20 protein-coding genes and 1 pseudogene are annotated in these 26369 nt (G+C 49.8%); 14 read left to right on the top strand and 7 right to left on the bottom strand.

Going from position 1 to position 26369, the window contains the following annotated elements; translation table 11 throughout:
• Positions 1-37 precede the first annotated feature (37 nt).
• The 4 genes from ACQKPA_RS02710 to ACQKPA_RS02695 all read left to right on the top strand — a co-directional run bounded on the left by ACQKPA_RS02710 (position 38) and on the right by ACQKPA_RS02695 (position 5843).
• Positions 38-1240, top strand: coding sequence for an ROK family transcriptional regulator (locus ACQKPA_RS02710; RefSeq protein WP_427490238.1), 1203 nt, complete (start codon positions 38-40; stop codon positions 1238-1240).
• A 69-nt stretch (positions 1241-1309) separates the two neighbouring features.
• Entirely contained in the window at positions 1310-2800 is a 1491-nt protein-coding gene (gene glpK, locus ACQKPA_RS02705; protein WP_427489146.1) for a glycerol kinase GlpK, read from the top strand.
• 189 nt (positions 2801-2989) lie between these two features.
• Positions 2990-4720 carry a glycerol-3-phosphate dehydrogenase/oxidase gene (locus ACQKPA_RS02700; RefSeq protein ID WP_427489144.1) on the top strand — a complete coding sequence of 577 codons (1731 nt, stop codon included), beginning with the start codon at positions 2990-2992 and terminating at the stop codon, positions 4718-4720.
• Positions 4721-4850: 130 nt separating this feature from the next.
• Positions 4851-5843 carry an aldose 1-epimerase gene (locus ACQKPA_RS02695; RefSeq protein WP_194543635.1) on the top strand — a complete coding sequence of 331 codons (993 nt, stop codon included), beginning with the start codon at positions 4851-4853 and terminating at the stop codon, positions 5841-5843.
• Between the two features lie 102 nt (positions 5844-5945).
• Here the strand turns inward: ACQKPA_RS02695 and ACQKPA_RS02690 are convergent, their stop codons facing one another.
• The 4 genes from ACQKPA_RS02690 to ACQKPA_RS02675 form a co-directional block, all read right to left on the bottom strand.
• Positions 5946-6644: a TIGR02206 family membrane protein gene (locus ACQKPA_RS02690; RefSeq protein ID WP_427489142.1), complete on the bottom strand. Its 699-nt coding sequence runs from the start codon at positions 6642-6644 to the stop codon at positions 5946-5948.
• Between the two features lie 400 nt (positions 6645-7044).
• Positions 7045-7389: a LytTR family transcriptional regulator DNA-binding domain-containing protein gene (locus ACQKPA_RS02685; RefSeq protein ID WP_113057301.1), complete on the bottom strand. Its 345-nt coding sequence runs from the start codon at positions 7387-7389 to the stop codon at positions 7045-7047.
• Between the two features lie 133 nt (positions 7390-7522).
• A complete protein-coding gene (locus ACQKPA_RS02680; RefSeq protein WP_427489139.1) occupies positions 7523-8707 on the bottom strand; it encodes a peptidyl-prolyl cis-trans isomerase in 1185 nt (394 codons plus the stop codon).
• Positions 8708-8841: 134 nt separating this feature from the next.
• Complete coding sequence (locus ACQKPA_RS02675) at positions 8842-9912, bottom strand: permease (RefSeq protein ID WP_427489137.1); 1071 nt, start codon at positions 9910-9912, stop codon at positions 8842-8844.
• Positions 9913-10206: 294 nt separating this feature from the next.
• On the opposite strand from ACQKPA_RS02675, the gene selD reads away from it, so the two are divergent.
• On the top strand, positions 10207-11259 hold the full coding sequence (gene selD / locus ACQKPA_RS02670; RefSeq protein ID WP_427489135.1) for a selenide, water dikinase SelD: 1053 nt from the start codon (positions 10207-10209) through the stop codon (positions 11257-11259).
• A 39-nt stretch (positions 11260-11298) separates the two neighbouring features.
• Positions 11299-12351, top strand: coding sequence for a tRNA 2-selenouridine(34) synthase MnmH (gene mnmH / locus ACQKPA_RS02665; protein ID WP_427489132.1), 1053 nt, complete (start codon positions 11299-11301; stop codon positions 12349-12351).
• A gap of 182 nt (positions 12352-12533) precedes the next feature.
• Here mnmH and ACQKPA_RS02660 read toward each other — a convergent pair whose 3' ends face one another.
• A complete protein-coding gene (locus ACQKPA_RS02660; protein WP_427489130.1) occupies positions 12534-13178 on the bottom strand; it encodes an SDR family oxidoreductase in 645 nt (214 codons plus the stop codon).
• A 179-nt stretch (positions 13179-13357) separates the two neighbouring features.
• On the opposite strand from ACQKPA_RS02660, the gene ACQKPA_RS02655 reads away from it, so the two are divergent.
• The 5 genes from ACQKPA_RS02655 (at position 13358) to ACQKPA_RS02635 (ending at position 21238) form a co-directional block, all read left to right on the top strand.
• Positions 13358-14047, top strand: coding sequence for a phosphatase PAP2 family protein (locus ACQKPA_RS02655; protein ID WP_427489128.1), 690 nt, complete (start codon positions 13358-13360; stop codon positions 14045-14047).
• 107 nt (positions 14048-14154) lie between these two features.
• Positions 14155-15213 (top strand): FUSC family protein, encoded by a 1059-nt coding sequence (locus ACQKPA_RS02650; protein WP_071220011.1) that lies wholly within the window; start codon positions 14155-14157, stop codon positions 15211-15213.
• Between the two features lie 293 nt (positions 15214-15506).
• Positions 15507-17837, top strand: a complete 2331-nt coding sequence (helD, locus tag ACQKPA_RS02645) for an RNA polymerase recycling motor HelD (RefSeq protein ID WP_427489125.1) — start codon at positions 15507-15509, stop codon at positions 17835-17837.
• Between the two features lie 308 nt (positions 17838-18145).
• Positions 18146-19849 (top strand): methyl-accepting chemotaxis protein, encoded by a 1704-nt coding sequence (locus ACQKPA_RS02640; protein ID WP_427489123.1) that lies wholly within the window; start codon positions 18146-18148, stop codon positions 19847-19849.
• A gap of 84 nt (positions 19850-19933) precedes the next feature.
• Positions 19934-21238, top strand: coding sequence for an MFS transporter (locus ACQKPA_RS02635; RefSeq protein ID WP_427490236.1), 1305 nt, complete (start codon positions 19934-19936; stop codon positions 21236-21238).
• Between the two features lie 61 nt (positions 21239-21299).
• On the opposite strand, the gene ACQKPA_RS02630 is transcribed toward ACQKPA_RS02635, so the two are convergent.
• A complete protein-coding gene (locus tag ACQKPA_RS02630) occupies positions 21300-22538 on the bottom strand; it encodes an MFS transporter (RefSeq protein WP_427489121.1) in 1239 nt (412 codons plus the stop codon).
• 8 nt (positions 22539-22546) lie between these two features.
• Positions 22547-22993, bottom strand: a complete 447-nt coding sequence (locus tag ACQKPA_RS02625; RefSeq protein WP_233355010.1) for a MarR family winged helix-turn-helix transcriptional regulator — start codon at positions 22991-22993, stop codon at positions 22547-22549.
• A gap of 223 nt (positions 22994-23216) precedes the next feature.
• On the opposite strand from ACQKPA_RS02625, the gene ACQKPA_RS02620 reads away from it, so the two are divergent.
• From ACQKPA_RS02620 to ACQKPA_RS02610, 3 genes and pseudogenes are all read left to right on the top strand, one after another.
• Positions 23217-23954, top strand: coding sequence for a glycerophosphodiester phosphodiesterase (locus ACQKPA_RS02620; RefSeq protein ID WP_427489119.1), 738 nt, complete (start codon positions 23217-23219; stop codon positions 23952-23954).
• A gap of 4 nt (positions 23955-23958) precedes the next feature.
• Positions 23959-25166: pseudogene (locus tag ACQKPA_RS02615) on the top strand (SLC45 family MFS transporter).
• 153 nt (positions 25167-25319) lie between these two features.
• Complete coding sequence (locus tag ACQKPA_RS02610) at positions 25320-26330, top strand: LacI family DNA-binding transcriptional regulator (RefSeq protein ID WP_427489117.1); 1011 nt, start codon at positions 25320-25322, stop codon at positions 26328-26330.
• Positions 26331-26369 lie beyond the last annotated feature (39 nt).

The raw sequence follows: 26369 nt of genomic DNA, 5'->3' as shown, positions 1-26369 counted from the left end.
GAAGAAGTTATAGAAAGGTTGAGCTCGCTTGAACAATATGAAAAAAGGTGATCACAAGCTGATTCAGGCATTAAACCGGTCCAAGGTGCTGAACAAGATCCGCACAGAGGGACCCATATCCAGAATCGATCTGGCCAAAAAAAACAAGCTGAGTCCCTCCACGGTCGCCTCAGCCGTACAGGAGCTTATCAAGGAAGGCTACGTTTCCGAGATTGGAACCGGCTCCTCCAGCGGAGGAAGAAAACCCATCCTGCTTAAATTCAATCCAGATAATCATTATTTGTTCGCTGTAGCGATAACGAATTCGGTCATGATGCTGGCCCGCATGAATCTGGAGGCGAAGGTGCTGCAGAAGGAAACGCATCCTCTAAGCGGACTCCAAGGAGAAGCGGTTATTGAGCGTCTGCTTCACCTTATGGATGATTTCATGGCAGGTCAGGCGGACCTGGAACGGTGTGTCGGCATTTCCATAAACGTCCCCGGCATTGTGAGCGTCAGCCAGGGTGTCGTGCATTATAACACGAAACTGCGGATGACGAATGTTCCGCTGAAACGGATATTTGAAGACCGCTACGGGATGCGGACCTGGGTTGAGAACGACATGAATTCCGTTGTGTTGGCTGAACGCCGATTTGGCGATTACGCGTTCGCGAATATGATCTATATATCCATCGGAGACGGGCTTGGTTCCGGTATCTTGATTAACGATCATCTGCTAAGGGGTAAGCATGGCGGTGCCGGGGAATTCGGACATACGAGCGTGAATCGCAGCGGAACCCGCTGCGAATGCGGCAATGCAGGCTGCCTCGACAGTTATATCAGCTGGATTGCTGTGTATTCACGCATTATTACGGCGATCGCAACGGGAAGACCGACGCTGATCCAGGAGCTGAGCGGAGGGGATTACAGTAAAATTATTCCGTCCGTATTCAAGGAAGCCCTTCGCAAGGGGGACAAGCTGGCAAAGGATCTGAATGAAGAAGTGGCGGAGCATTTGGGTGCGGCCATCGTCAACCTGATTAACATGTTTAATCCCGAAGCGCTAATCCTGGGCGGAGACATGGCGCAGGGAAATCCGGAATTGCTGGAGATGGTTCGCAGCTATATAGACCGGCACGCGCTGCCGATTCTGAAGGAGGACATGGTATTTGGTCTGGCCTCCCTCGGCGAGGAAGACAAGCTAATGGGTGCGGCTTCGGTCCTGCTGCGGGACTTGCTAGGTTTCTCCCTGACGGAATAATGGATTTGACAACGTTTCCACCTGCACGTTATCTTTGGTTAAATGCATATGCGGAAGGGGAGAAGTTGATTGGAGCAGTACATTCTGGCGCTTGACCAAGGAACGACAAGCTCGCGCGCGATCCTGTTTAACAAGGAAGGAGAAATCGTACACTCAGCTCATAAGGAGTTTCCGCAGTATTTTCCCAAGCCGGGCTGGGTGGAGCAGAATGCCAATGAAATATGGGGTTCCATTCTTGCGGTCATTGCGACCTGCTTATCCGAAGCGGGCGTGAAGGCGGATCAGATTGCCGGAATCGGAATTACGAATCAGCGGGAAACGGCCGTGGTATGGGATCGCAAGAGCGGCGAACCGATTTACCACGCGATTGTCTGGCAGTCCCGCCAGACTGCCGGCATCTGCGAGGAGCTGATTGCCGCAGGGCATGACGGGACGGTTCGGGAGAAGACCGGACTGTTGATTGATCCTTATTTCTCGGGAACGAAGATCAAATGGATCCTCGATCATGTAGAAGGTGCCCGTGAGCGGGCCGTGCGCGGAGACATTATATTCGGGACCATCGATACCTGGCTGATCTGGAAGCTGTCCGGAGGCCAGGCGCACGTGACCGATTATTCCAACGCATCGCGTACGATGCTCTATAACATTCATGAATTAAAATGGGATGAGGACCTCCTGCAGCTCCTAGATATCCCCATGGCGATGCTGCCTGAAGTCAGGCCCTCTTCCGAGATATACTCCAATACCGTTTCCTATCATTTCTTAGGGCGCGAGGTTCCGATTGCCGGAGCAGCCGGCGATCAGCAGGCGGCGCTGTTCGGGCAAACCTGCTTCTCGGAAGGCATGGTGAAGACAACTTACGGAACCGGCAGCTTTATGCTGATGAACACCGGCGACAAGCCCGTAAAATCCGAGCATGGGCTGATCACTACGATCGCCTGGGGACTGAAGGATGGCGTACAGTATGCACTCGAGGGCAGCGTGTTCGTGGCCGGCTCAGCGATCCAGTGGCTGCGCGACGGGCTGCGGATGTTCCGCGAAGCGAAGGACAGCGAGCCTTATGCGCGCCGGGTCCATTCCACGGAGGGCGTGTACGTGGTGCCGGCTTTTGTTGGACTAGGCAGCCCATATTGGAACAGCGATGTCCGAGGGGCGGTCTTCGGCCTGACACGAGGCACGTCGAAAGAGCATTTCATCCGTGCAACCCTGGAGTCGCTTGCATATCAGACACGGGATGTTCTATCCGTGATGGAAGAGGATTCCGGCTATAATATCACATCCCTGCGTGTGGATGGAGGGGCCGTATCCAACACGTTTCTCATGGAATTCCAAAGCGACATCCTGAATGTGCCGGTAGAGCGGCCGAACATTACGGAGACAACGGCACTCGGTGCCGCCTATCTGGCGGGGCTCGCTGTCGGCTTCTGGAAGGATCAGGAGGAAATCTGCAGCAAATGGAGCGTGGGGCAAAGCTTTAAGCCAACCATGGAGGAAGACGTAAGGGAGCAATTATACAGCGGCTGGAAAAAAGCCGTTTATGCGGCAATGGCTTTTCAATAGCATTTTCTGTGGTATAATGATCAATAAGTGAATATTTGTCTGGAGACTTGGAGAGACCACTAGGCGCGGAATACCTCATGTTATGGGGTTTGTTACTGCGTGTTTCGTGGTCTCTTTTTTGCTGTCTTTTTTCATTGGAAAGGTAACGATAGATAAAAACAGGGTAAATCATACTGGGAGGGATTCATTGTGAAGCAGGCACAGACGTTTTCAAGTTTGGACCGCAGGCGTCGATTTCAAGAAATGTCAGAGGGAACCTTCGATCTGATTGTTATCGGCGGCGGCATAACGGGTGCAGGAATTGCGCTGGATGCGGTCACGCGCGGGATGTCGGTTTTGTTGGTTGAGATGCAGGACTTTGCCGCAGGAACGAGCAGTCGTTCGACCAAGCTGGTGCATGGCGGATTGCGGTACCTGAAGCAGTTTGAAGTCGGCATGGTAGCCGAAGTCGGCAAAGAACGGGCCGTTGTGTATGAGAATGGACCGCATGTTACCACGCCGGAGTGGATGCTCCTGCCGATACACCAGGGTGGCACCTTTGGGAAATTCAGCACCTCCATCGGGTTGATGGTGTATGACTTTCTGGCTGGCGTAAAGCGGGGAGAACGGCGTTCCATGCTGTCCGCATCCGAGACGCTGAAGCGGGAGCCGCTTCTGAAGCAGGAGGGCCTTAAAGGCGGCGGATATTATGTGGAATACCGGACGGACGATGCCAGGCTGACGCTGGAGGTCATAAAGGAGGCAGCCGCCAGAGGGGCGGTTTTGTTTAATTACGCAAAGGCCGAATCGTTGAATTATGATGCAAATGGACGAATTACCGGTATCACCGTACGGGATATGCTGGGTGGCGAGGTCAAGTCCGTATCCGGAACCAAAATTGTAAACGCCGCAGGGCCCTGGGTGGATCAGGTGCGTGAAATGGATAAGTCCAAGAAGGGGAAAATGCTTCAGCTGACTAAAGGGGTTCATCTGGTCATTGATCAATCCAAATTCCCGCTTCGTCAAGCGGTGTACTTCGATACACCTGACGGAAGAATGGTGTTTGCCATTCCCCGTGACGGGAAGACCTATGTCGGAACCACCGATACGGTCTATAAGGCCGATCCTGTACGTCCCTTGATTACGGTGGAGGACCGGGATTATATTTTGAAAGCCATTCATTACATGTTCCCTGGCGTGAAGCTAAGTCCGGCAGACGTTGAGTCGGGATGGGCGGGAGTCCGGCCCCTTATACTGGAGGAAGGCAAAAGCCCGTCCGAAATTTCACGCAAGGATGAAATATGGGAGTCCCCGTCCGGCCTGATTACCATTGCCGGTGGCAAGCTGACGGGCTATCGCAAAATGGCCGACACCGTTGTCGATCTGGTTGCAAAACGGATCCAAGAGAACGGCGGGAAAGCGTATGGTGCCAGCGTAACGAAGAATCTGCCGATTTCCGGCGGTCAGGTTGGCGGATCCGGCCAATTCCCTGATTTTGTCCGCAAGCAGGCGGAGATTGGCGCAGCGCAAGGAATTGACCGTAAGCTCGCCGAGCAGTGGGCGCGAATGTACGGATCTAACGTGTCGGAATTGTTTCGCCTGGCCAAAGAGGGCTCCGACCAAGCGGAGGCAGCGGCGCTTCCGGTATCGGTACTGGTTCCGCTGATGTATGCGATTCAGCATGAGATGGCAGCGAAGCCGGCCGACTTTTTCATCCGTCGCACGGGTTCCCTGTTATTCCATATCGATTGGACGAGAAAATGGAAGATGCCCGTGATTGATTATATGGCTAGGGTACTGGGTTGGAGCGAGCAGCAGACCCACGAATACACGAAGGAACTGGATGAGGAGCTGGTTTCGGCCACACAGCCGGCAGCAAGCGATCAATCCGCCCCGGCTCCAATTCCGCAAAACCCTTCTAAAACGAAACTTTCATCTTAACCGGCATGTAATTTTAAACGGACGGAGGGGGAGGGGATGACAAGGGTTGACGATCCCCTCTCCAATATAGAAGTAAGGGCACTGGTATGATAATCTATATACGTTCACACTTGAGAGGAGAGATCACCCGATGAACCACAAAGCGTATGAAGGATCATATCACGGAGAGCGCGCGGTTTGGCTCCAGCACGGCCCTTACGAAGCAGCGATATTGCCCGAAATCGGAGGCAATCTTATTGCTTTTAGGGATAACGAAAGCGGTTACCGGTTCCTTCGAGAACCGGAAGCAGACGAAATGGAAGCATTCAAATCCAATCCGGGCGTACACGGCATTCCTGTTCTCTTTCCGCCTAATCGCTATGAGGACGGCCGGTTTCCATGGAACGGACAAACCTATCAGTTCCCGATCAATGAAGAAGCGACGGGTAATCACCTCCATGGTTTTTTACATACGATTCCTTGGAGCGTCGAAGATTTTGGCAGCAGCGAGTCTGAAAGCTACGTGGTGGTTTCGGTCACCATTGATGAGAATCATCCCGTGTATGCCATGCTCCCGCACCAGTTCACGTTCCGGCTTCGCTACACGCTGAATCAGGATGGCTTGGCCCAGCATGTATTTATACGTAATCAGGGTACCCGCAGCATGCCGTGCCTGCTAGCCTTCCATACGGCGATCAATGCTCCGTTTGCCCCGGAAAGCACGGCGGATGATTGTGTCGTAAGAATAACGATCGGCGAGCGGTGGGAAATGAGTGACCGGATGCTGCCGACCGGCAAGTTCCAGACTCTGACAACAGAAGAGGAGCTGCTTCGGACAAGCGGTGTAACTCCCTATTTTGATTCGATGGACAACCATTACACGGCCGTCCCGCAGAATGGCAGAAACCGTATGGAATTGACAGATACCAAGCTTGGTAAAACATTCGTTTACGATGTCGGCAATTCTTATAAGCAGTGGATGGTATGGAACAACAAGGCGTCCCGGAAGTTCTTCTGTCCCGAACCCCAGATCAACCTGGTGAATGCGCCGAACGTGGACTTGCCGGCTGATGATATCGGTCTGTTCGGTTTGGCTCCGGGTGAAATTTGGGAGGCAACCTCAAGGCTGTATCTCAAGGATTAAGGGTCTGGTCTAGGCCTTTCCCCGAAAAAAAGCGTATGGATATTGCGGCACCCGAATACGGGGGTGTTTGTAATCCATACGCTTTATATTTATATGATTCCTTCAACTGCCCGCCGAAGAAAAAGACGTTTGTTCCTGTTTACGGCGGCGACTGCGTTTAATGCGATCCGGCATGACAAAAAAGGCGATATACATAAGGATAAACAGCGTGAGGGCGATGAGCTCCTCAACGATAATATATACGGGATGCGGTCCCAGCAGGTCCAGCAGCGAAGCCGTGTCCGGCTTGCGCATCAGGAACATATAATTCGAGCCGACAGCGAGGTTGACCAGCCCGACAACGAAAGCGGATACGTTTAGGAAGACCATCGTCCAGCCGATGGATTTCCAGGTTGGACAGTATCCTCGAACCCATGTCATGTACAAAGCCGTCAATATAATCGCGATATGGACGACGAAGAAATGAAAGTACCGGAAGTGCGGGAAAGGGTAGCCCAGATTCGGTGTTAATATAGCCTGCAAGGCCCCTCCGATGCCGGCAAAGTAAACCAACGGATATAGGCGGCGTTCATCCGTAAGCAGGATGGCGATGGAGAGAAACAGGGTGAGACTGCACAATTCCAATGGAAGCGAAGTGGCAGGGTCCCATGTTCCCGTTGACGCATACCAGATATGAAGGGCGGCTTCCGGTAACGAAAGCGCAGCAAGCAGTCCCCATCTCACGGTCTTTTGCAGAGAAGTACTGGAGGCGATTACGGTTCTAAACAAGTACAATAGTAAGCCAAGCGCGATAAACACCATAATGGCCATCCAATGTTCGATGGAGAAAGCAGTAAAAACTTCCGGATATCTCGGATCAAAATAGGGATCGATTCGTGATCATCCTCTCTATGTTCATAAGCCTTAGATTTGATATTACCATAATGAGGAATGGGGTAGGAATAGGATCATATCTCGCATCCTTATGTATCATCAGGAACAACCAGACCAGAACATTTGCGATGCGGGGCCATGACCTGTACGTTCTTTTTGAATCCGGTGCCCGCAAGTACAGAAACGGTGCATTGCCGCTGAAGCATCTATACATCGTCAATGCTAGGAAACTGAAGTTATAGCCTGTAATTTAAAAGATCCCGCCTCCGTTTGACCGGATACGGGATCTTCTGTTTTGTGCGCCTGATTCTTGAGAAGAGCGCTGCTCTTAAACAGGTTGTTTTACTTCAGCGACAAGGCGCTTGAGCGATTCTTGCTTCCATCTCGGAATCCGAAGATGTTTAGCAGAAGGTGCCTTCTCCCCAAAGTAAACGATGCCTTGTTCTACCGTCGTGATTTTGTCAACGTTGACGTAGCAGTTGCCGCCGACATGATAGAACTGTTTACCGGAGAGCAGGGATGCGATTTTATCGGCAGTCATTCTCTTTTTAATATTGTAGTTTCTGCCGTGAAAGCTGACCAAACCGTGCGATCCGGTTTTAAAGAACAGAATGTCTGTCTCCACCACGAAGTCCTCATACATGTTGCGGGATTCCGATACGTGCTTCATCATTCTGCTTCCCCCTTTTCCAAGATCAACATTTGATAACGCTTACATTCTAACATGTTTTCCCTGGGGTTGAAAGAACTTTTTATTTGGCATTAAAAAAAGCCCGTACCGCAAGGGTAGGGGCTTGGACTAACATTTAAGGTGCAGCAGGTGCTTCTGGTGTTTCTGCTGCAGGATCTGCTGGCGTTTCAGCTGCAGTTTCTTCCAGCGTATTGGTGATGGTTGCTTTATCCTTCAGCTCCTGAATGTAGGCTGTGGATTCGGAATAAACCTTCTGGTTCTCAAGCTGACTGCGGATTTCTTCCTTCTTATCTTCAAGGGTAGGGTTCGTGGCTTCTTTATGATCGGTAACCTTGATGATGTGGTATCCGAAAGAACTCTTCACCGGGTCGCTGATTTCACCCTTCTTTAATTTGAACGCTGCTTCTTCAAAAGCAGGGTCCATCTGGCCGCGTCCGAAGAAGTCCAGGTCGCCGCCGGTCTCCTTCGTAGCATCTTGATTCTTCTCTTTTGCAATCGCAGCAAAGTCTGCGCCTTCCTTCAATTGCTTCACGATGGCATCGGCTTCTTCCTTGGTTTCCACCAGGATGTGGGAAGCGCGAACTTGCTCAGGCGTAGCGAAACTGTCTTTGTTTTGGTCGTAGACTTCTTTGATTTCTTCATCAGTTACCTTAATTTTGTCGGCCATCAGCTTTTTGAGCTCAACCTGGGTTTTGGTCTGTTCTTTAAGATCATCGAGCGTCATGCCGGCTTGCTGAAGCTGCATATTGAATTGGTCCTCGGAAGGGAAGGTAGCCTTCAAGGTATCTACTTCTTTATTCACATCAGCGTCGGTCACCGTAATGGATTTCTTCTTGAGTTCCTGCTGGATCAATTCCTCAGTGATCATGGAATTGAGTGTTTGTTTACCGCCTAAGCTGACAAGCTCATCGTACAGATTATCCTTGGTAATGTTAACGTCATTGACTTTAGCTATAGCTTCATTGCCGGATCCTTTGGCAAATGGAGGGACAATCAGGACGACGATTAACGCTGCCGCCAATACCAGCGAAGCGATCATCCAGCCTTTGCTTCCGTTCCCGCCGCCACCTGCAGGAGACTGTTCATCATAATGCGGTTGATCCCCTGCCGGATGCATGATGGCAGGCTGTTCGTTCTCATCCTTGTGAAGCTCGATGGGCTCAGGATAGGTTGAATCTATTCTTTCTTCTTCATGAGACAAGCTGCCCGGATCTTGTTGGTTATTCTCTAGCTCTTGGGCTTGTCCCTGTTCATCCTCGGGTTGCCCCGGATGGTTTGGCTGCAAATCGTTATCTTTCATTTAATAATTGACTCCCTTCGACTGCATGTAATAATGAGTTGGTTCATTCTTTAATCACTTTACCAGATAAGCCAAGGGTTTACCTTAAGAAAAAATAAAAATTAAAAAGATACTCGAAAAAGTTGGGGCTGGGTCTACAGGATAAGCATTCCCGTTATACCGCATACGATTCCGAGCAGTACTACTGAAGCAACAACAAACCACATGACATTCCTCGGGAATGAGCGTCGTACCATGAGAAGGGACGGAAGACTGATGGCCGGCAGCGTCAGAAGCAGCGCTGCGGCGGGACCCGCTCCGAGACCCGCTGCCATAAAGGCCTGAATGATCGGGATTTCCGCTGCGGTTGGAATGACAAACAGCATTCCCATCACGGAGAAGAAGATGACGGCCAGCAGCGTGTTTCCGGCAGCAGCTCCCAAATGCGGGAACATCCACACTTGTAGTGCGCCAAGGAGCAGCACGGCTATAAAATACGCTGGAACCACGCGAATCATCATATGACCGATGCTGGCGAACCAGCGTTTCCACAGTGGACGTTCATCGGGTTGATCGGTGCTCTCTGGTGCGTCAATCTCGATGGGATCCATCTCTTTGGCGAAGCGGTTAGCCAGGTAACTGACGCCAAAGGTTAGAATGATGCCGAAGACCAAACGCAGCGCGGTGAACTTCCATGATAAAACAAACGTCATGAAGACGAGTGTTGCCGGATTGATGGTCGGATTGCCGATCCAGAACGCGAGGGCGGAGCCCACGGATACCTTTTTCTTACGCAGACCGATCGCGATCGGTGCCGCGCAGCAGGAGCACATCATCCCCGGAATGGAGGCAATTCCCCCAATCGCTGTGCTGCCGAAGGTGGTTTTGCCGAGAACGCGGAGAAGCCACTTGGAGGGCAGCAGCGACTGGATCAAGGTCCCGAGCAGAATACCGAGCACAGCCGCTTTCCAAACGGCTTTAAAATACGTGACCGCATAGTCCCATGCTGCTTGCCAGGAAGGCACGACATTGCCCGGTTCCATGCCTAATATGGAGGAGCCGATGCTGTGCTCCATAATGGCTTTGAGCGCTTTATCGTAATAAGGCCACCATTTTACGTAGGTTAGCCCTGTTGCTGCAATGATGATGAAGATGGTGATGAACCAGATGGTTTTTCTGCGATCCGAATGATCAAAGGCCATTCTGCCGTCGCTTGAGTGATTCATGATCTATACTCCCCCGATGCATTGTGAAATGATTTACATATCCAATCAATTAGTATATCACATTGTGAGCAGAACGAAGAAAGATATTCCCGGTAATTGCAAGATATAGGAAGACCATTAGACTTGGAGCAGTCGATTTCATATAATATAAGTATTGTGTGCTTAATTAAGTAATCGGTAAACGGACGAATATCAGATTATCCCCGGGGTAGATGAGACGTTTTTATGCATCCACGCCGGGTTTGTTGCATGTGTTTAATAAATTCAATTCTTAAGACGAAGGGAAGACCCGTGATGAGTCAATCGGAAAAAATAAAATTAACCTCGTATTCCTCTAAAGGAGGATGCGGCTGCAAGATCGGGCCAGCGGACCTGGCGCAGGTCATTCGCAAGCTCCCGCAAGCAGAGCCGAATCCCAATTTATTGGTGGGTTTGGATACAAGTGATGATGCAGGCGTATACCGTCTCACGGATGATTTGGCTATGGTTCAGACCGTCGATTTCTTTACGCCGATTGTGGATGATCCCTATGATTTCGGACAAGTGGCTGCAGCGAATGCCATCAGCGATATTTATGCCATGGGAGGCAAGCCGCTGACTGCCTTGAATATCGTGGCATTTCCAATCTCCACATTGGACAAGCAGGTATTGACGGATATTTTGAGAGGCGCAGGAGATAAATTGAAGGAAGCGGGGGTTACGCTGGTTGGCGGGCACTCCATCGATGATAAAGAACCGAAATTCGGCCTTGCCGTTACAGGTACTGTCCATCCGGACAGAGTAAGAACCAATGTCGGCGCTAAGGCGGGCGATGCCTTGATTCTGACGAAGCCGATCGGCGTGGGTATCCTTACGAGTTCCATCAAGAAGGATCTGCTAAGCGATGAGGAGATTCGCCGAGTTACCGCGGTTATGGCCGCATTGAACAAAACGGCTGCCGAGCTTATGGATCCGTATGAGGTGCATGCTTGCACCGACGTGACTGGTTTCGGTCTCCTTGGCCATGCGCTCGAAATGGCCAAAGGAAGCGGCACGGGGATCCGGATTTCCAAACCTTCCGTTCCCATTTTGGAGCGGGTTCGAGAGATGGCTGATGGCGGTGTTATACCAGGCGGTACGAAAAACAATTATGATCACGTGAAGGACGATGTGGATTTCCCTGACAACATGGACCAGATCGATAAGTGGATATTGTGCGATGCCGTTACTTCAGGAGGACTCCTCATTGCGGTTGATGGCTCGCAGGCCGATCAGCTTCTGGCAGAGCTTCGCCAAGCCGGGCTGGAAGCCGGGAGAATCGGACAGGTCGTGCATGACCATCCGAATCGCATTGTCGTTGAGTTATAAAGTGAATCGGGTTTTGTATCAATAAAGGAGCGAACCGACATGTTTCAAGACATCACTGTAAAAGAATTAATGGAAATGCAAAGCAGCAAGAAGATTACTTTGATTGATGTCCGTTCCCCTTCGGAGTACAGGGATTCCACGATTCCGGGAAGTCTGAACATTCCGGTCTTCAATGATGAAGAACGGGCGGAGATCGGGACGATTTATAAGCAGGTGAGCGTGGATGCGGCTAAAGAGCGTGGACTTGCCATTATGTCGGCCAAGCTTCCGAGCTTTGTGAAGCAATTCAAGGAGATCAAGGGAGATAAGGCGGTCTATTGCTGGCGCGGCGGCATGCGCAGCCGGACGGCCGCAACCGTTCTCTCATTGATGGATATCCATGTTAACCGGATTACGGGCGGGATTAAAGCTTATCGGAAGTATGTACTGGATACGCTGGAGCATAAGAGTCTGGACGCGGAAGCATTCGTCCTTCACGGCTTGACAGGCACAGGCAAGACGGCAGTGCTTAGACAGCTTCAGCAGGAAGGCTACCCTGTCGTGGACCTGGAAGGGCTGGCAGGACATCGCGGCTCAATCTTTGGCCATATCGGTCTACAGGCGAATAATCAGAAGACGTTCGATTCGGAATTGTTTGAGCGGCTGAAGCAACTGGAATCCTCGCCGTATTTGTTATTTGAGGCGGAGAGCAAACGGATCGGCAAAATCGCCGTTCCCGAATTCCTTATGAAGAAGAAGGAGTCAGGGGTAGCCATCGTGTTGGAACTGCCGATGGCGGAACGTGTTCGCCAGATCCTGGAGGATTACAACCCTGCCGCTTTTAAAGAACAGTATTTGGCGGCCTTTCAATTAATCAAAAACAGGATCCACACACCTATCGCCGCGGAAATCGGCAAGTCTTTGGAAGAGGGGCGGTTTGCTCAGGGAATACAGCTGCTGCTCGAGCATTATTATGATCCCAAGTACAATCACTCTTTCAGCCAATATGAGGGCAGCACGCCCATTGTTGTTGCGGTGGACCGGGTGGAGGAAGCTGTGGATGCGGTTAAAGACATATTGCGGAATCAAATGCAGCAGAAGACCGGCGCGTAAGAATTCATTACAAACGCTAATTTCACAAAGCGAATCATAAACGATGCGTTGCGTTGGCATGGACCGCTTATATTATAGCTGGTTATGATTGAACTAGGATGAAAGATCGCCCCTGAAGCATGAGCGGATACCAACGTATCGCTTATCCTAAGGGGCGATTTTTTGTTGAAAAAGGCATTTCTTTAAATGGAGGATAAAGCTTCGGATATAGGGGTATCTCCTGAAATCAGGTCGAAAGAACGACGGAAGGTATTTTCTTCATCTAGGGATAACAGTATCGTGCGTGCTACATCCTCACGCGGAATCGATCCGCCCCGGATATTCTCCACAGCGGTGATACGTCCGGTACCGGGGTTATTCGTAAGTCCTCCTGGACGAATGATGGTGTACGTGAGGCTGCTCTGACGAAGCATGCGATCCGCGTAATGCTTGGCAGCATAATACGGTTTGATCTCCTCATTCCAAAATTCCCGATGATGCGCCCCAATCGCGCTTACCATCACAAAGCGCGAGACAGACGCCTGCTCGGCGGCTTCCATCATTTTTGCGGCTCCGTCCAGATCGATTAACAGAGTTTTGTCGTATCCGGTAGCTCCGCCCGAGCCGGCAGCGAATACCACCGCCTGGCAATTCTTCGCTGCATCAGCAAGCTCCTCGACAGACCCTTCCAGGTTCGCAAGAACACACTCTATTCCGGCAGCTTGATATGGCGCTGCTTGTTCCTCCTTTCGTACCATTGCTCTTACGGTATAGCCTTCATGGTCTTGCAACAGATGGGTAAGCTGCTTGCCTATTTGGCCGTTGGCACCGACAACGAGAACCTTCATGTGGACAACTCCTTTATGGTAAAAATTCTCTTGAAAGAGTAATCATTGCGATTTTGACATAGACTATGGGATATTTCATGTATATCCCATATGGACTTTTCTTTATCTCAGGAAAATGATATTATCTTGTTTTCACCAACTCGCACGGATTCGAAACAAAGGCAAAGGAGAAAAGAGAGTTGAGCGGACAGAAGCTACACCCGACTTCAGGAAGAGAACGCTGGATTTTCCTCATATCGATGATCAGCTTCATCGGATTTGTCACGCTGGCAGCTTTGGTAAAGCGGCAAGGCCTGGCAACGTTTGATTTGGCGATCATAACAACGGTACAAGCCTGGGAGCATCCGCTTATCACGGATATCGCCATCGGGCTGTCGTTTATAGGTTCCATCGGACCGGTGATTGTATTATGTCTGATTGTAATCGCCGTGCTATATTGGGTACTGGGGCACCGCATGGAGATTCTTCTCCTTATTGTGGTCGTCTTTGGTTCATCTATTCTGAATTTATTATTAAAATGGGTCTTTCAACGGGCAAGGCCCGACATTCACCGCTTAATTGAAATTACGGGATACAGCTATCCCAGCGGGCATTCCATGGCCGCCTTCTCGTTCTACAGCGTGCTCACTTACTTGTTGTGGAGACATATTGACAGCAGGGCGGGGAGAGGAGCGTTAATATCCATCTCCGTCATTATGATTCTCGGCATCGGATTAAGCAGGGTCTATCTCGGGGTCCACTATCCAAGCGATATTGTTGGCGGATATCTGGCTGCTTGCGCTTGGCTTGCATTTCTCGTCCGATCTTACGAGAAGAGGATGGGAAAGCGGGCCAATTCGAAAGATGTGAATGAATCAGAAACTGCATAACATTGGAAGCGTAAGGGTAATTCATGTAATAGCGGTTCAAACGGAGGAGTATGTATCATGGTGTGTATCCATAGATGTGAAATTGGGTTAGGTAAGGAGGGCTGTCTGTGGCGTTTGGAGCAAGAATGTTCAAAACCGGCTTAGCCGTGACGCTGGCTCTTTATTTAGCCATGCTGTTTGATTTTAAATCCCCTGTCGTTGCCGCCATAGCAGCGATCTTTGCGATGCAGCCATCCATATACAGGTCGTGGAGATATTTCCTGGACCAGCTGCAGACCAGTACGCTCGGTGCGATTCTGGCGATGCTTGGAGGATACTTTTTATCGAATCAGCCGATTTCCGTCGGTTTGGTATGTATTCTAGTGATTATGATTTGCATGAAGCTGAAAATGGGCGAGACGATCGGACTTACGCTTGTTACGGTTATCTCCGTGATGGAAGCTTCCGGTCAATGGGATTTTGCACTCAATCGCTTTATTTTGACGATTATCGGTATCATATCAGCATTTCTTATCAATATTCTTGTGTTTCCCCCGAAACCCAAGGAACAGTATATCACGCGGATTCATATTGTATTTGGCAAAATGTCGCTGCTGCTGCGCACGGCCATCTCCCACGAAATGAAGGATTCGGTATACCGTGCGGAGAAGAAGGAGCTGGAATCGGCGATCAAATCATTGTCCGATAAATATAATTTGTTTGAGGAAGAGCAGAAGAAGCTGAAGCGGGCCAAATACAGTCAAGCAAGGCAGCTAGTGGTGTATAAGCAATTGCTCCAATCCCTTCGTAAGGGGTATGAAGTGCTGGATGCGGTGGAGAACCACTATTTTCAGGCGGAACGATCTGAAGAAATCGACGAGCAGTTTGATCATAATCTGGAGCGGTTAATGAAGTACCATGAGCATATTTTGTGGAAGTTCGAAGATAAACTGAAACCGAATGAGGACGAAGCCGAGACCATGGCGGAGAACAATGAAACGTTCATGGAGCAGGTGATGTGCGGACCAGGCGCCAATCCAGGGGGGCTTCGGCTATCGGTGGTAGCCGCCTCCATGTATGATTACGGATATCAGCTTGACCGGCTGAACCGGGTCGCGGATCAAATCAGCCGTGTCGTGGATGATAAAGAGCAGGAGGAAGCCTTGTTCTCGTGGCTGCGTAAATAAGAGAAGTCATCATGAGGGAGCCGATCAAGATGCCATATTTGATCGGCTGTTTTTTTGCAGCTGGATTATAGGATTCCTCTTGGCAGTGAGCTTTGGGAATGGTATTGTATATAAACGCAAAAAAACCGCCCCGGTGGGTCGGTTGCTGAAATTCGATGTTGAATTATACGGGTTACATTGCTATAATTAGCAATGATTTGTCATTAAATCAAAACAATTTGGTTAGAATATCACAATTTTATTATATCACAGACATATCACGCTGTCAACCAGTATATTAGGGGGATGAACAAATGGCTATCAGCGAACAGGATTGGCAAGAAGAACAGGCACGGGTAACGGACGTGACAACGAAAATCGGTAATAAAATATCTCAGCTGGAAGCGAGTGTCGGGGATATCCGTGAAGTCGTTATTGATATGCGGAAAGACTTTTGGGACGAAGTAACGGTCAACTTCAGCAACCCGGACGATTTGGGTGAAACGTCCACCAACCTGAGGCAGCAGTCGCAGGTGCTGGCGGAACGTGAGCATGCTCATCTGCAATCGAGCAAGCTGCTTAAGAAATATAGAAAACTTGTGGAATCCCCTTATTTCGGACGCATTGATTTTCAGGAGGATGGAACCACGGAGACGGACACTATATATTTGGGGACAGGGTCTTTTTTGGATGAACATATGGAGACGTTTCTGGTTTACGATTGGCGGGCTCCGATCTCGAGCTTGTATTATGACGGGGCTCCCGGCCCGGCCCAATATGAAACGCCTTCGGGCACTGTTAAAGGCGAAATGCTGCTTAAGCGCCAATTCGTCATCCATAACGGCGAGATCAAGGTGTTGTTTGATACCGGCGTAACAATTGGAGATGAGCTGCTGCAGCAGGTGCTCAGCCATAGCGCGGATGATCGGATGAAGAGCATCGTAGCTACGATTCAGAAGGAACAGAATGCCGTCATCCGAAACGACAAAACCCGCATGCTGATCGTTCAGGGGGCTGCCGGCAGCGGCAAAACCTCAGCGGCACTGCAGCGGGTAGCTTATCTGTTGTATAAGTATCGGGAGACGCTTCGGGCCGACCAGATGATTCTGTTCTCTCCGAACCCGCTGTTCAATAGTTATGTATCCACGGTGCTTCCGGAGCTTGGTGAGGACAATATGCAGCAGACGACCTTCCAGTCCTATCTGGAACACCGGCTCGGCAAGGAGTTTGAGCTTGAAGATGTGTTTACGCAGACGGAAACCTTGCTGAATGCGGACGATTCCCCGAGTTACCGGGCGCGACTTGAGAGCATATCCTTTAAATCCTCGGGAGCTTATCTGGATACCATCAGACGATACAAGGAATTGCTGGAGAAGAGCGGGATGCTCTTTAAGCCTGTCGTATTCCAAGGTAAGGTGATCGTCAGCTCCGACGAAATGTCCGCGCAGTTCTATAGTTATGATTCGGCGGTTAAACTTGCTGGCCGGATCGACCTGATGAAAGAGTGGATGCTGAAACGTCTGTCGGAGTTCGCCCAGAGCGAAAAAGACGCCCCGTGGGTGGAGGAGCAAATCCAGCTGCTGGATACGGAAGATTACCAGAGGGCCTTTCAAACGATGAGACGTAAGCAAAACCGGAAGTCGGACACGTTTGACGATTTCGATAAAGAAAGGGACGTCCTTGCCAAAATGGTCATCAGCAATCGACTTAAGCCGGTTAGACGCTGGATCAAGCGGTTTCGATATGTGGATGTAAAGGGCATGTACCGAAAATTATATACCGATGAATCGCTATTTCGCCGGGCGGCCGGAAATTTGGAGACGCTCCCGGACTATTGGGAGGAGATCTGCAGTCTCACCGTTGCGTCACTGGACAACAAATCGCTGCTGTATGAGGATGCGACTCCGTTCCTCTATCTAAAGGAGCTGCTTCAAGGTTTCCGCACAAACACGTCGATTCGTCATGTGATTGTCGATGAAGTACAGGACTATTCAGGATTTCAGCTGGAATTCCTGAAGCGATTGTTCCCGCGAGCGAAAATGACGGTGCTGGGGGATCTCAATCAAGCGATTTACGCACATGGAGAGGCGCTCGGCAATCTGGAAAATCTGGTGAGTCTGTACGGCGAGGAGGATACGGAGGTCATCAATCTGACGCAAAGCTACCGGTCCACGTATGAAATCGTTGATTTCACGCGGCAAATGATACCGGGCGGGGAACGGATTGTTCCATTTAACCGGAGCGGCGAAGCTCCACAGGTGGTTGCGGTGAACGATGAAGAACGATTGCATGAAGCGATAGTCTCAGATATCCGTGAGCTTCATGAACAGGGATTCCAGTACGTGGCGGTGATCTGCCGGACAGAAGAGGAAAGCAGACGCGTACACAAGCAGCTGTCGGCAGATATACCTACGCGATTAATTACCAAAACCACTCCCGCTTTTGAGAAGGGGACGCTTGTCGTTCCTGCCTATCTGGCCAAAGGCGTGGAATTCGACGCAGTGATCATATACAACGGCTCCGAGGATGTGTACCATCGCGAAAGCGACCGTAAGCTGTTCTACACCGCATGTACACGTGCCATGCACAAACTTCATGTATATCATATCGGGATAAAAAGCCACTTTATACCGGATCATAATTAAATAAGTAAAGGTCTGTCTGCGCAATATCTCAGGCAGGCCTTTTTTCATGATTGATATATGAAAACCAAGCATGTTTCATAGAAGAGGAAAAAAACGGAAGTGAAATTAGGGGGCGGTAAGGAGCAAGCTTTATACAATAAGGAGGGAGTTATCCAATATTTATCATGATTTGACCGGTGATTAATAATTTTTTTTAATTATTTTCGGGAAAAGCGCTTTCTCGATCGCCGAGTCTATTCATTTTTGACACAAATCTGACGAAAAAAGGTTTGGGGGTATACTACTTATCAAAGGTCGGGTGCTTGCGGATGAAGATAAAAACAAAATTAATTCTTTCGTCTACGATTCTTGCAGCGGTTACGTCGGTAATCGTAATTATCGCGTTTATCACATCGAATATGACGGAGAAGAGGTTCAGCAAGATTATTGAAGTGGATCAGAAGGTCATTTATAACCTGACGCAATTGGAGACCCTATTGTCGGGCGTCTCGAATGATGAACGGGGGTACTTATTGACCGGTGATTCGACCTTTGCAGATTCATTGAAAGCGAAGCAGGCGTCCGTCGCCAAACTCATGGCTGAAACCAAAGGCTTGATGACGGCTGAGGAAGACCGCAAAGTTTTTAACGAGATCGAAACCGGTTATGTCACCTACACCGAAGCTGTGAATGAGGTGTTAAACAAATTAGGGTATGACACCGGTTTTTACAAGGCTGTGCCGTTCCGGGTATATGAAGCTGCTTTTAACCAGGAACGCGAAGTGCGCAAGTCCTTCAGTACGCTTATCGCACAATTTACAGTACATAAAAATGAAGCCTTGGCTAAGCAGGCTGATCAGATTGCGGCCAGCAGCCGATTTCAGAATTTGATGATCATGCTGATTGGTATTGCAGGTATCGTTTATTTTGCTATACAAGGATATCTTCTTACCCGTTCGATTCGTCCTTTGAATCAGATGAGCGACCAGCTATTGAAGATTGCCGAAGGCGGAGGGGATCTGGTTACCCGATTACAGATCAATACGAAAGACGAAATCAGGGCGGTTGCCGACGCCTACAATAAACTGGTTGATGGATTCAGGGTGCTTGTCGTACAAGTGCAGGATACGGCCGGCAAAGTCGGTATCGCAGCTTCGACGCTGCACTCCACAACCGAGGAAATTCGTCAAGCTTCCCAGCAAACCTCAGGTATTATGGAAGAGCTGGCGGCCGGGGTTGAGAACCAGCTTCAGGATACGGAGGAAACGACGGCTACGGTTACGGACATGGCGGAAGGAATGAAACACATTGCGCATGCCGCCCAAGACGTCTCCGGCTTGGCAGCAACGACGAACCAACTTGCGGCTGAAGGAGAACAGGCACTTATCCATACACTGGCTCAAATGGAAGGCATACGCTCCAGCGTGGATCAATCCGCGCGATCGGTGCGTGCGCTCGGCGAAAAGGCCTCCAACATCGGAGCGATGGGGCAGATCATTATCGAAATTGCGGAGCAAACATCACTGCTTGCCTTAAATGCCTCAATCGAGGCTGCTCGGGCGGGCGAGCATGGCAGAGGTTTTGCGGTTGTTGCGGCTGAGGTCCGGAAATTGGCTGATCAGGCATCGAACTCCTCAGTCGAAATCAGACAATTCGTCCATGAACTTCAGCAGGATATTGTTGATCTGGCCGGTGTTATGGAGCAGGGTACCCGCGAAGTGACCGAGGGCATGAATGTGGCACAAGGAGCCGAGAGAGCATTTAAGGACATTGAGCAATCCGTCGGCGAATTGAATGAACAAATTCAGAGTGTCACCGTTGCAACAGAACAGATGAACTCCGGAGCAGGGGAGCTTGTTCACGCCATCCGCCGAATTCAGGAGGTCACAGAGACGACGGCAGGGGGCACCCAAAGCGTCAGTGCCGCCACGGAAGAGCAGCTGGCCTCAATGGAGGAAATTACAAATTCCGTTGAAGATTTGAATGTTATGTCCAGCAAGCTTCGGCAGTTGATGTCGGGCTTTAAAGTATAAATAAGGAAAAATTGTATATGGGAAAAACGGCCACCTTGCAATCATGCATATTCCGGGGAAAAGAACCTACAATATGGATGACAGATAACGCAAAGGTGGTCTTCTCTCATGGAAAACAAGAAATGGGATCTGGTTGCCCTTGCATCCATACCACTCATCATGACGTTAGGCAATTCCATGCTGATTCCCATTTTGCCGCAGATCTCCAAAGCTCTGGGGATCAGTTCCTTCAAAGTCAGTATGCTGATAACGGTGTATGCTGTTGTAGCTATCTTACTGATCCCGATTGCCGGTTATTTATCGGATCGGTATGGACGAAAGAAGATCATCATCCCTAGCTTAATTATTGCGGCATTAGGCGGAGCTGTCTCGGCTGTGGCTGCCTGGATGCTGAGTGGGACGGCGGCATATTACGTTATTTTGGCAGGACGGTTTCTGCAGGGGATTGGTGCTGCCGGGGCATTCCCCATTGTCATTCCGCTTGTCGGCGACATGTTTAAAGAGGAAGAAAAGGTCAGTAAGAGTTTGGGTATTATCGAAACCTCCAATACGTTTGGCAAGGTAGTCAGTCCAATACTGGGCGCCCTGCTCGGAAGTTTTATCTGGTTTTTGCCCTTTATAGCGATTCCGGTTCTATGCCTGATCTCTATCGTGCTTGTCATTTTTCTTGTGAAGACACCCAAGTCGAACAACAACGATAAACAATCCATACGCGAGTTTTTGAAAACAACCAGGCAGGTTTTGCATGAGAAGGGAAGATGGCTGTATGCGATATTCGCCATCGGCGGCATTGCGATGTTTGGTATATTTGGAGTACTATTCTATTTGTCGGAGACTCTGGAGAGCACTTACAAATTAAGCGGTGTGGTGAAGGGGCTGGTGCTTGCGATTCCGCTGGCTTTGTTATGTCTGTCTTCCTATTTAGCCGGTAAATTCACGGGTAAAAATAAAGCGGCTAAAAAGTGGACCGGTTTCGCGGGCATGGCCATTTTAACAGCTTCCCTGATCGTCACCGGATTTAGTGCGCAGATTTATTTTGTAGTCGGTATGATGACGCTTGGCGGCATCGGGATCGGGATGGTACTGCCATGCATGGACACGCTGCTGACGGAAGGTATAGAGAAGGAGCAGCGCGGCACCATTACCTCTTTGTACAGCAGTATGCGTTTTATCGGGGTATCGCTCGGACCTCCAGTTGTCTCGCTGCTCCTCGGTGCGAATCATTGGGTGCTGTTCGGCACTCTGGCAGCCGTCGCAGCTGTAGGCGGCCTGCTCACATTATTCGCCGTAAAGCCGGAGGCAAAAGAAGACGATACCGGAGGGAATTCATATCGAGTCGACTTCAAGAAACCGCAGGGCTTAGAAAAGAAAGGTCTTGTCCATAAATAATGGACAAGACCTTTTCTCATATCAGGCTATTTTCTTGGATTCGCAATAATTGCAATCTTCGTTAACCCGCAACGGTGGGTTCGGTATCCTCAAGCTTTGACTTTGCTTTGAGGCGTGATTTAGCGGTTACCTGCATGATGATATATATCAGGATTAACAGCACAAGCGCAATGGCTGCATATCGGTACATGATCGCGTACGAAGTGGATTTGGCGATGGAACCGAGCGCGATAGAGCCGATAGCGACACCGAAATCCAGAGAGTTGAAGAACATGCCGTTGGCCATGCCGCGCTGCAGCGGATGAACCTCCTGAATCATCCAGGTCTGGATGGACGGCTGCATCGCGCCGAAGCCAAGGCCATAACATAATGCCGATAACAGCATGGTTCCCGTCGATGAGGCGAAGGTTAGTAACAACAAACCGGTAACCATTAGAATAGCCGCAGGTACAACCAGTGCCTTGTGTCCATACCGGTCATAGATTCTGCCCGAGAATGGCCGTACCAAAATAATGGCAATGGCATTGAACAAGAAGAAATACTGGGGATTCTGGAGGTGAGCCTCGGCGCCGAACAACGCCATGAAGCTCAACAGCCCGCCGTACGTGATGGACATCAAAAAGTTAAGGACGCTGGGCAGAATCAGCTTTTTGTTGAATGAACCTTTAGATTGATCCTCAACTCGAGGTTGAACCGCTGCGGAGCGCTCCGTATTTCGTTTTGCCGATCTTGACGTCAGAACGTAGGCGAGCGGGAAGATAAGAACATTGATCATGACGGTGATGATTACAAGCGGTGTGAACCCCCCATCTTGCAGGAGCGTCAAGCCGATCATCGGGCCGATCGACATGGCCAGCGTGGTGGATAATCCGAAATATCCCATGCCCTCGCCCAGTCGTTTGATCGGAATGACGTCTGATGCCATCGTAGGAAACGAGGTGCTGGTCATCCCAAAGCCGATGCCAAACAAAACGCGCATCAGCAGCAGAAAGGCAATGCCGGATGCCCAGTAATAGCCGAGTGTGGCTGCCAGTGAAATCAACAGCCCGACGTACAGAAGCAGGCGCAGCTTACCTTTTTCCAGCGCTTTGCTTGACACGAAGCGGGAAGCGATCGCGCTGAAGGCGAACACACTGGTTATCAGGCTGACCTGCAGCGGGCTTGCCATAAACGCCTCCTTGGCGTATGCCGGCAGTGTGGTCAGCATCATCTGCAGGGTCAGAAACAGAAAAAGGTTGCTGACCATCAAGGTGATGAATTCTTTGGTCCATAATCGTTGTGTTGTATTCATTTCATTCATGTGAAACATCACTCCTGTTTGTCTAAGTTGTGTATGTTGGCATTGATGCGCGAGAGTGTGTCCCAGAACATCTCTAATTGATGATCGTCAATGCCTTCGATTAACTGGCTTCCGCATTGACTTTCGATGGTTGTGGTTGCCTCGATCAATTCTTTGCCCGTATCCGTCAAAAAGAGCTGGAAAGCTCTCCGGTCGTTGACCGATACGGATTTGCGAGTATATCCTTTTTTCTCAAGCAGATCCAAAATACGAGTAGTGGTCGGTTGGTCCTTATCCGCTTTGGCGGCAACTTCCTTTTGATTTAACCCTTCGTGCTCTCCGATGTGGTACAGAACCAGCCATTGCTCGGGAGTGATGTCATAGGGCTTCAAGGCATTGGCAAACAAATGGGATGCGCGGCGATAGGTGTAACCCAGATGAAAACCGATGGAGGGGTTGCGTTTAGGTACTTTCAAGAAACAAGTCACACCTTTCATTTCAAGCTTTCAAAAATAGTTGTCTAAACAATTATATGCCTGACATGCAAATGAGTCAAATCATTCAAAAATTAATTATGTACATGACAGGGTTTCATTAAACGATGTGGAATAAGAAAAATGGAATGATAACATAGCTCTAACAATTGCGAGCTATATTTATAGTACAAACCAATATCTAACCACTCAGGAGGAAGTACAAATGTCACAATTGATTAATTTTGCACACCGCGGGTCATCGGCCATATGCCCCGAGAATACGATGGCTGCCTTTGCCAAAGGCTTGGATCAGGGAGCTACCGGGATTGAAACCGATGTTCAGATGACGAAGGATGGAAGACTGGTTCTGATTCATGATGAGAGTGTCGCCCGTACTACGGGGGCTGAGGGGCTAGTCAAGGATTATACATACGACGAGCTGGCCAAGTTGGATGCAGGCTCATGGTTTGGAGCAGATTTTCAAGGGGAACGGATTCCGCTGCTGGAAGAACTGCTGGAATTAACGAAAAATCGCGGCACGATTGTTAATATCGAGCTGAAGAACGGGTCGATTCAATATCCTGAGCTGGAAAAGCGCGTGATCGAGACCGTAAGACATTACAATATGTCAGAGCAAATCGTCATCTCAAGCTTTAATCATTATTCCCTGGTGGAATGCAAACATATTGATCCTGAAATCCGTACTGGCCTGCTGTATGGGGAAGGGTTATACAAACCGTGGGAGTATGCCAAATTGGCCAAAGCGGATGCTCTTCATGCATACCATCGCGCAGTTCTGCCGGAATGGGTAGAGGAAGCGAAGCAGCATGGCGTAGTCTATCACCCTTGGACCGTCAATGACGAGGAGCAGATGAAATCCTTGATCGATGCAGGCGTGGCGGGCATTATTACGGATTATCCGGATGTACTCGGGGGATTGCTACTAACTAAGGGAGCGTGACTTTGTGAAGAAAACATGGCTGCTGGGCTTTGGTTTTTTCAGCATTAGCATTACCTGGGCGCTGTACAATGCGTTTGTGCCCTATTTTCTGGAGGATTACATATCCAGTGTCGCACTGATCGGTTTTTTTATGACGATCGACAATTACTTTGCCTTGTTCTTGCAGCCATGGATCGGAAGTCGCAGCGACAGGACCCATACCCGGTTTGGCAGAAGAATGCCTTACCTGCTCATCGGAATGCCGCTTGGCGCTCTGTTTACCGCAATTATTCCGTTTCACACCGGGATGGTGACCTTGATACTGTTCATGGTCCTCATGAACCTGGCCATGAGCCTGTATCGTTCTCCTACCGTTTCATTAATGCCGGATATTACGGAGGAGAAACGCCGCACGAGAGCCAACGGCATCATTAACTTTATGGGCGGCATAGGGTCCATATTGGCTTTTGGCGTGGGCTCGGTACTGTATAGCGCTCATCAGTCCTTGCTTTTATTGCCGCAGCGGGCATAACGCTGGTGTCATTGTTCATTTTGAGAACATTTATCCAGGAGAAGCGTGACGCTCCAGGCTATCAGGCTCAGACGGCCGCCAAAGCTAAAGTTTCCTTTAAGAGTCAGATCAATCGGACGACGGTGCTGCTCTTGGCGGCGATATTTTTCTGGTTTGTCGCTTATCAGGGAGTTGAGACGCTGTTTACTTTGTACGGGAAAAATGAGATGGGGCTAACGGAATCGCAGGCTTCCTTTTCCTTGACGTTTTTTTCACTCGCCTTCGTTCTGTTCGCCATTCCAAGCGGATGGCTTGGCGGTAAATTCGGCAAAAAACGGATGATTCTGATCGGCGTCAGCGGGCTGTTGATTGTTTTCGCGCTCGTACCATGGGTTGAATCACTGCTATTGCTCCGTGTATTGCTGACCGTTGGGGGACTATTCTGGGCTTGCATCAATATTAACTCCTATCCATTTATCGTATCTACCGGATCGGAGGACAGCATTGGCACGCGGACAGGAATGTACTATTTGGTATCCTCGCTTGCGGCGATCTCGTCACCGCCTCTTCTGGGCAAGCTCATTGATGGCATGGGGTATTCGATTCTGTTTTATTGTGCCGCAGGCAGCATGCTGCTCGCGCTGATCTGCGTGCTGATGATTCGCCATCAGGAAACGGAAAGCCCTGCAAAATCGCAGACCGCTTCCGCCGGCTTATCCTAGCCGACTTGTTTTCTTGCTAACCGAAGGTTTGGCTCCTGTAAGTCAGTCCGTGCGGAATAACATTGACGAGAGCCTTCCAGCACAGGTAGAATCTAATATCAGATAGATTTGAATTAGAATATGCCGGCGAAGGTGCAGGAGCTGATCCCAAGGTTGACAACGATTTATGATATTGCCAAAAAAACAGGCTATTCGCCTACGACGGTGTCCAAAGTCTTCAACAACTATCCGGATGTGCGGGAGAAGACGAGAGCTAAGATTCTGGCAACCGCGAAGGAAATGGGTTATCTTCCAAACGCAAACGCCAGATCGCTTACGACGAAGCGGTCCTGGACCATTGGTATTCTCTTTGTGGAAGCTACGGGAGCGGGGATACGTCACCCCTATTTTGGAGCCGTCATCGAAAGTTTTAAGAAAATTGCCGTATCCAAAGGGTATGATCTGATGTTCATCTCCAAGGATGTCGGCGGCCGAAGAAGCAGTTATGTGGAGCATTGCAAAATCCGTGGCGTCGACGGTGTGGTCGTCATTCTGTCGAGCAGCGAGGACCCCGATTTCCAGGAGCTGCTGGACAGCGGCATTCCGTGCGTCATTCTGGACTCGTCACCGGAGCATGTGCATTCGGTTTACTCCGACAATATCGGAGGGAGCATGCAGGCACTTCGGTATTTGCACTCGCTTGGACATCGCAGCATTGCCCATATATCTGGCGGATTGAATACGTTTGCAGGCGAGCAGCGTCAACAAGGCTATGAGCAAGCCCTTCGGGAGCTTGATCTGGACCTAAGGGAAGAGTACATAACCGGCAGCGATTTTTTCTCCACCGAGAGCGGATATGAAGCCATGAAGAGGCTGCTGGGGCTTAGAGAGAGGCCGACAGCTGTTTATGCCGCTGGAGATCTGCTTGCGCTTGGAGCTATTCGTGCCGTGCAGGATCATGGCTTGAATGTTCCGGGAGATGTGTCCATCATCGGTTTTGATGATATTGAAATGTCCCGTTATATTACCCCTGCGTTAACGACCATACGCCAGGATACGGAGCAGCTGGGCACCGTTGCGGCGGAGATCCTTCTTACTTCGATCGAAGAACAAGACGCAACAGTACAGTCGGTTATGCTGCCGGTTCAATTGATTATCCGGGAATCCTGCCGCCCGGTCACCTAGGTGAAATATAAAGGCAGGACTCATTTTTGCCACTTTTCG

It is taken from the genome of Paenibacillus sp. NPDC093718, assembly GCF_050279985.1.
Taxonomy (GTDB): domain Bacteria; phylum Bacillota; class Bacilli; order Paenibacillales; family Paenibacillaceae; genus Paenibacillus_AQ.
This window is presented reverse-complemented; position numbering and strand designations above follow the sequence as displayed.

What these genes read in the sequence shown, in the direction of transcription:
- ACQKPA_RS02710 (WP_427490238.1), top strand. Translation starts at nt 38, where the DNA reads ATGAAAAAAGGTGATCACAAGCTGATTCAGGCATTAAACCGGTCCAAG.
- ACQKPA_RS02695 (WP_194543635.1), top strand. Translation starts at nt 4,851, where the DNA reads ATGAACCACAAAGCGTATGAAGGATCATATCACGGAGAGCGCGCGGTT.
- ACQKPA_RS02690 (WP_427489142.1), bottom strand. Translation starts at nt 6,644, where the DNA reads ATGGTGTTTATCGCGCTTGGCTTACTATTGTACTTGTTTAGAACCGTA.
- ACQKPA_RS02685 (WP_113057301.1), bottom strand. Translation starts at nt 7,389, where the DNA reads ATGATGAAGCACGTATCGGAATCCCGCAACATGTATGAGGACTTCGTG.
- ACQKPA_RS02680 (WP_427489139.1), bottom strand. Translation starts at nt 8,707, where the DNA reads ATGAAAGATAACGATTTGCAGCCAAACCATCCGGGGCAACCCGAGGAT.
- ACQKPA_RS02675 (WP_427489137.1), bottom strand. Translation starts at nt 9,912, where the DNA reads ATGAATCACTCAAGCGACGGCAGAATGGCCTTTGATCATTCGGATCGC.
- selD (WP_427489135.1), top strand. Translation starts at nt 10,207, where the DNA reads ATGAGTCAATCGGAAAAAATAAAATTAACCTCGTATTCCTCTAAAGGA.
- mnmH (WP_427489132.1), top strand. Translation starts at nt 11,299, where the DNA reads ATGTTTCAAGACATCACTGTAAAAGAATTAATGGAAATGCAAAGCAGC.
- ACQKPA_RS02660 (WP_427489130.1), bottom strand. Translation starts at nt 13,178, where the DNA reads ATGAAGGTTCTCGTTGTCGGTGCCAACGGCCAAATAGGCAAGCAGCTT.
- helD (WP_427489125.1), top strand. Translation starts at nt 15,507, where the DNA reads ATGGCTATCAGCGAACAGGATTGGCAAGAAGAACAGGCACGGGTAACG.
- ACQKPA_RS02640 (WP_427489123.1), top strand. Translation starts at nt 18,146, where the DNA reads ATGAAGATAAAAACAAAATTAATTCTTTCGTCTACGATTCTTGCAGCG.
- ACQKPA_RS02630 (WP_427489121.1), bottom strand. Translation starts at nt 22,538, where the DNA reads ATGAATGAAATGAATACAACACAACGATTATGGACCAAAGAATTCATC.
- ACQKPA_RS02620 (WP_427489119.1), top strand. Translation starts at nt 23,217, where the DNA reads ATGTCACAATTGATTAATTTTGCACACCGCGGGTCATCGGCCATATGC.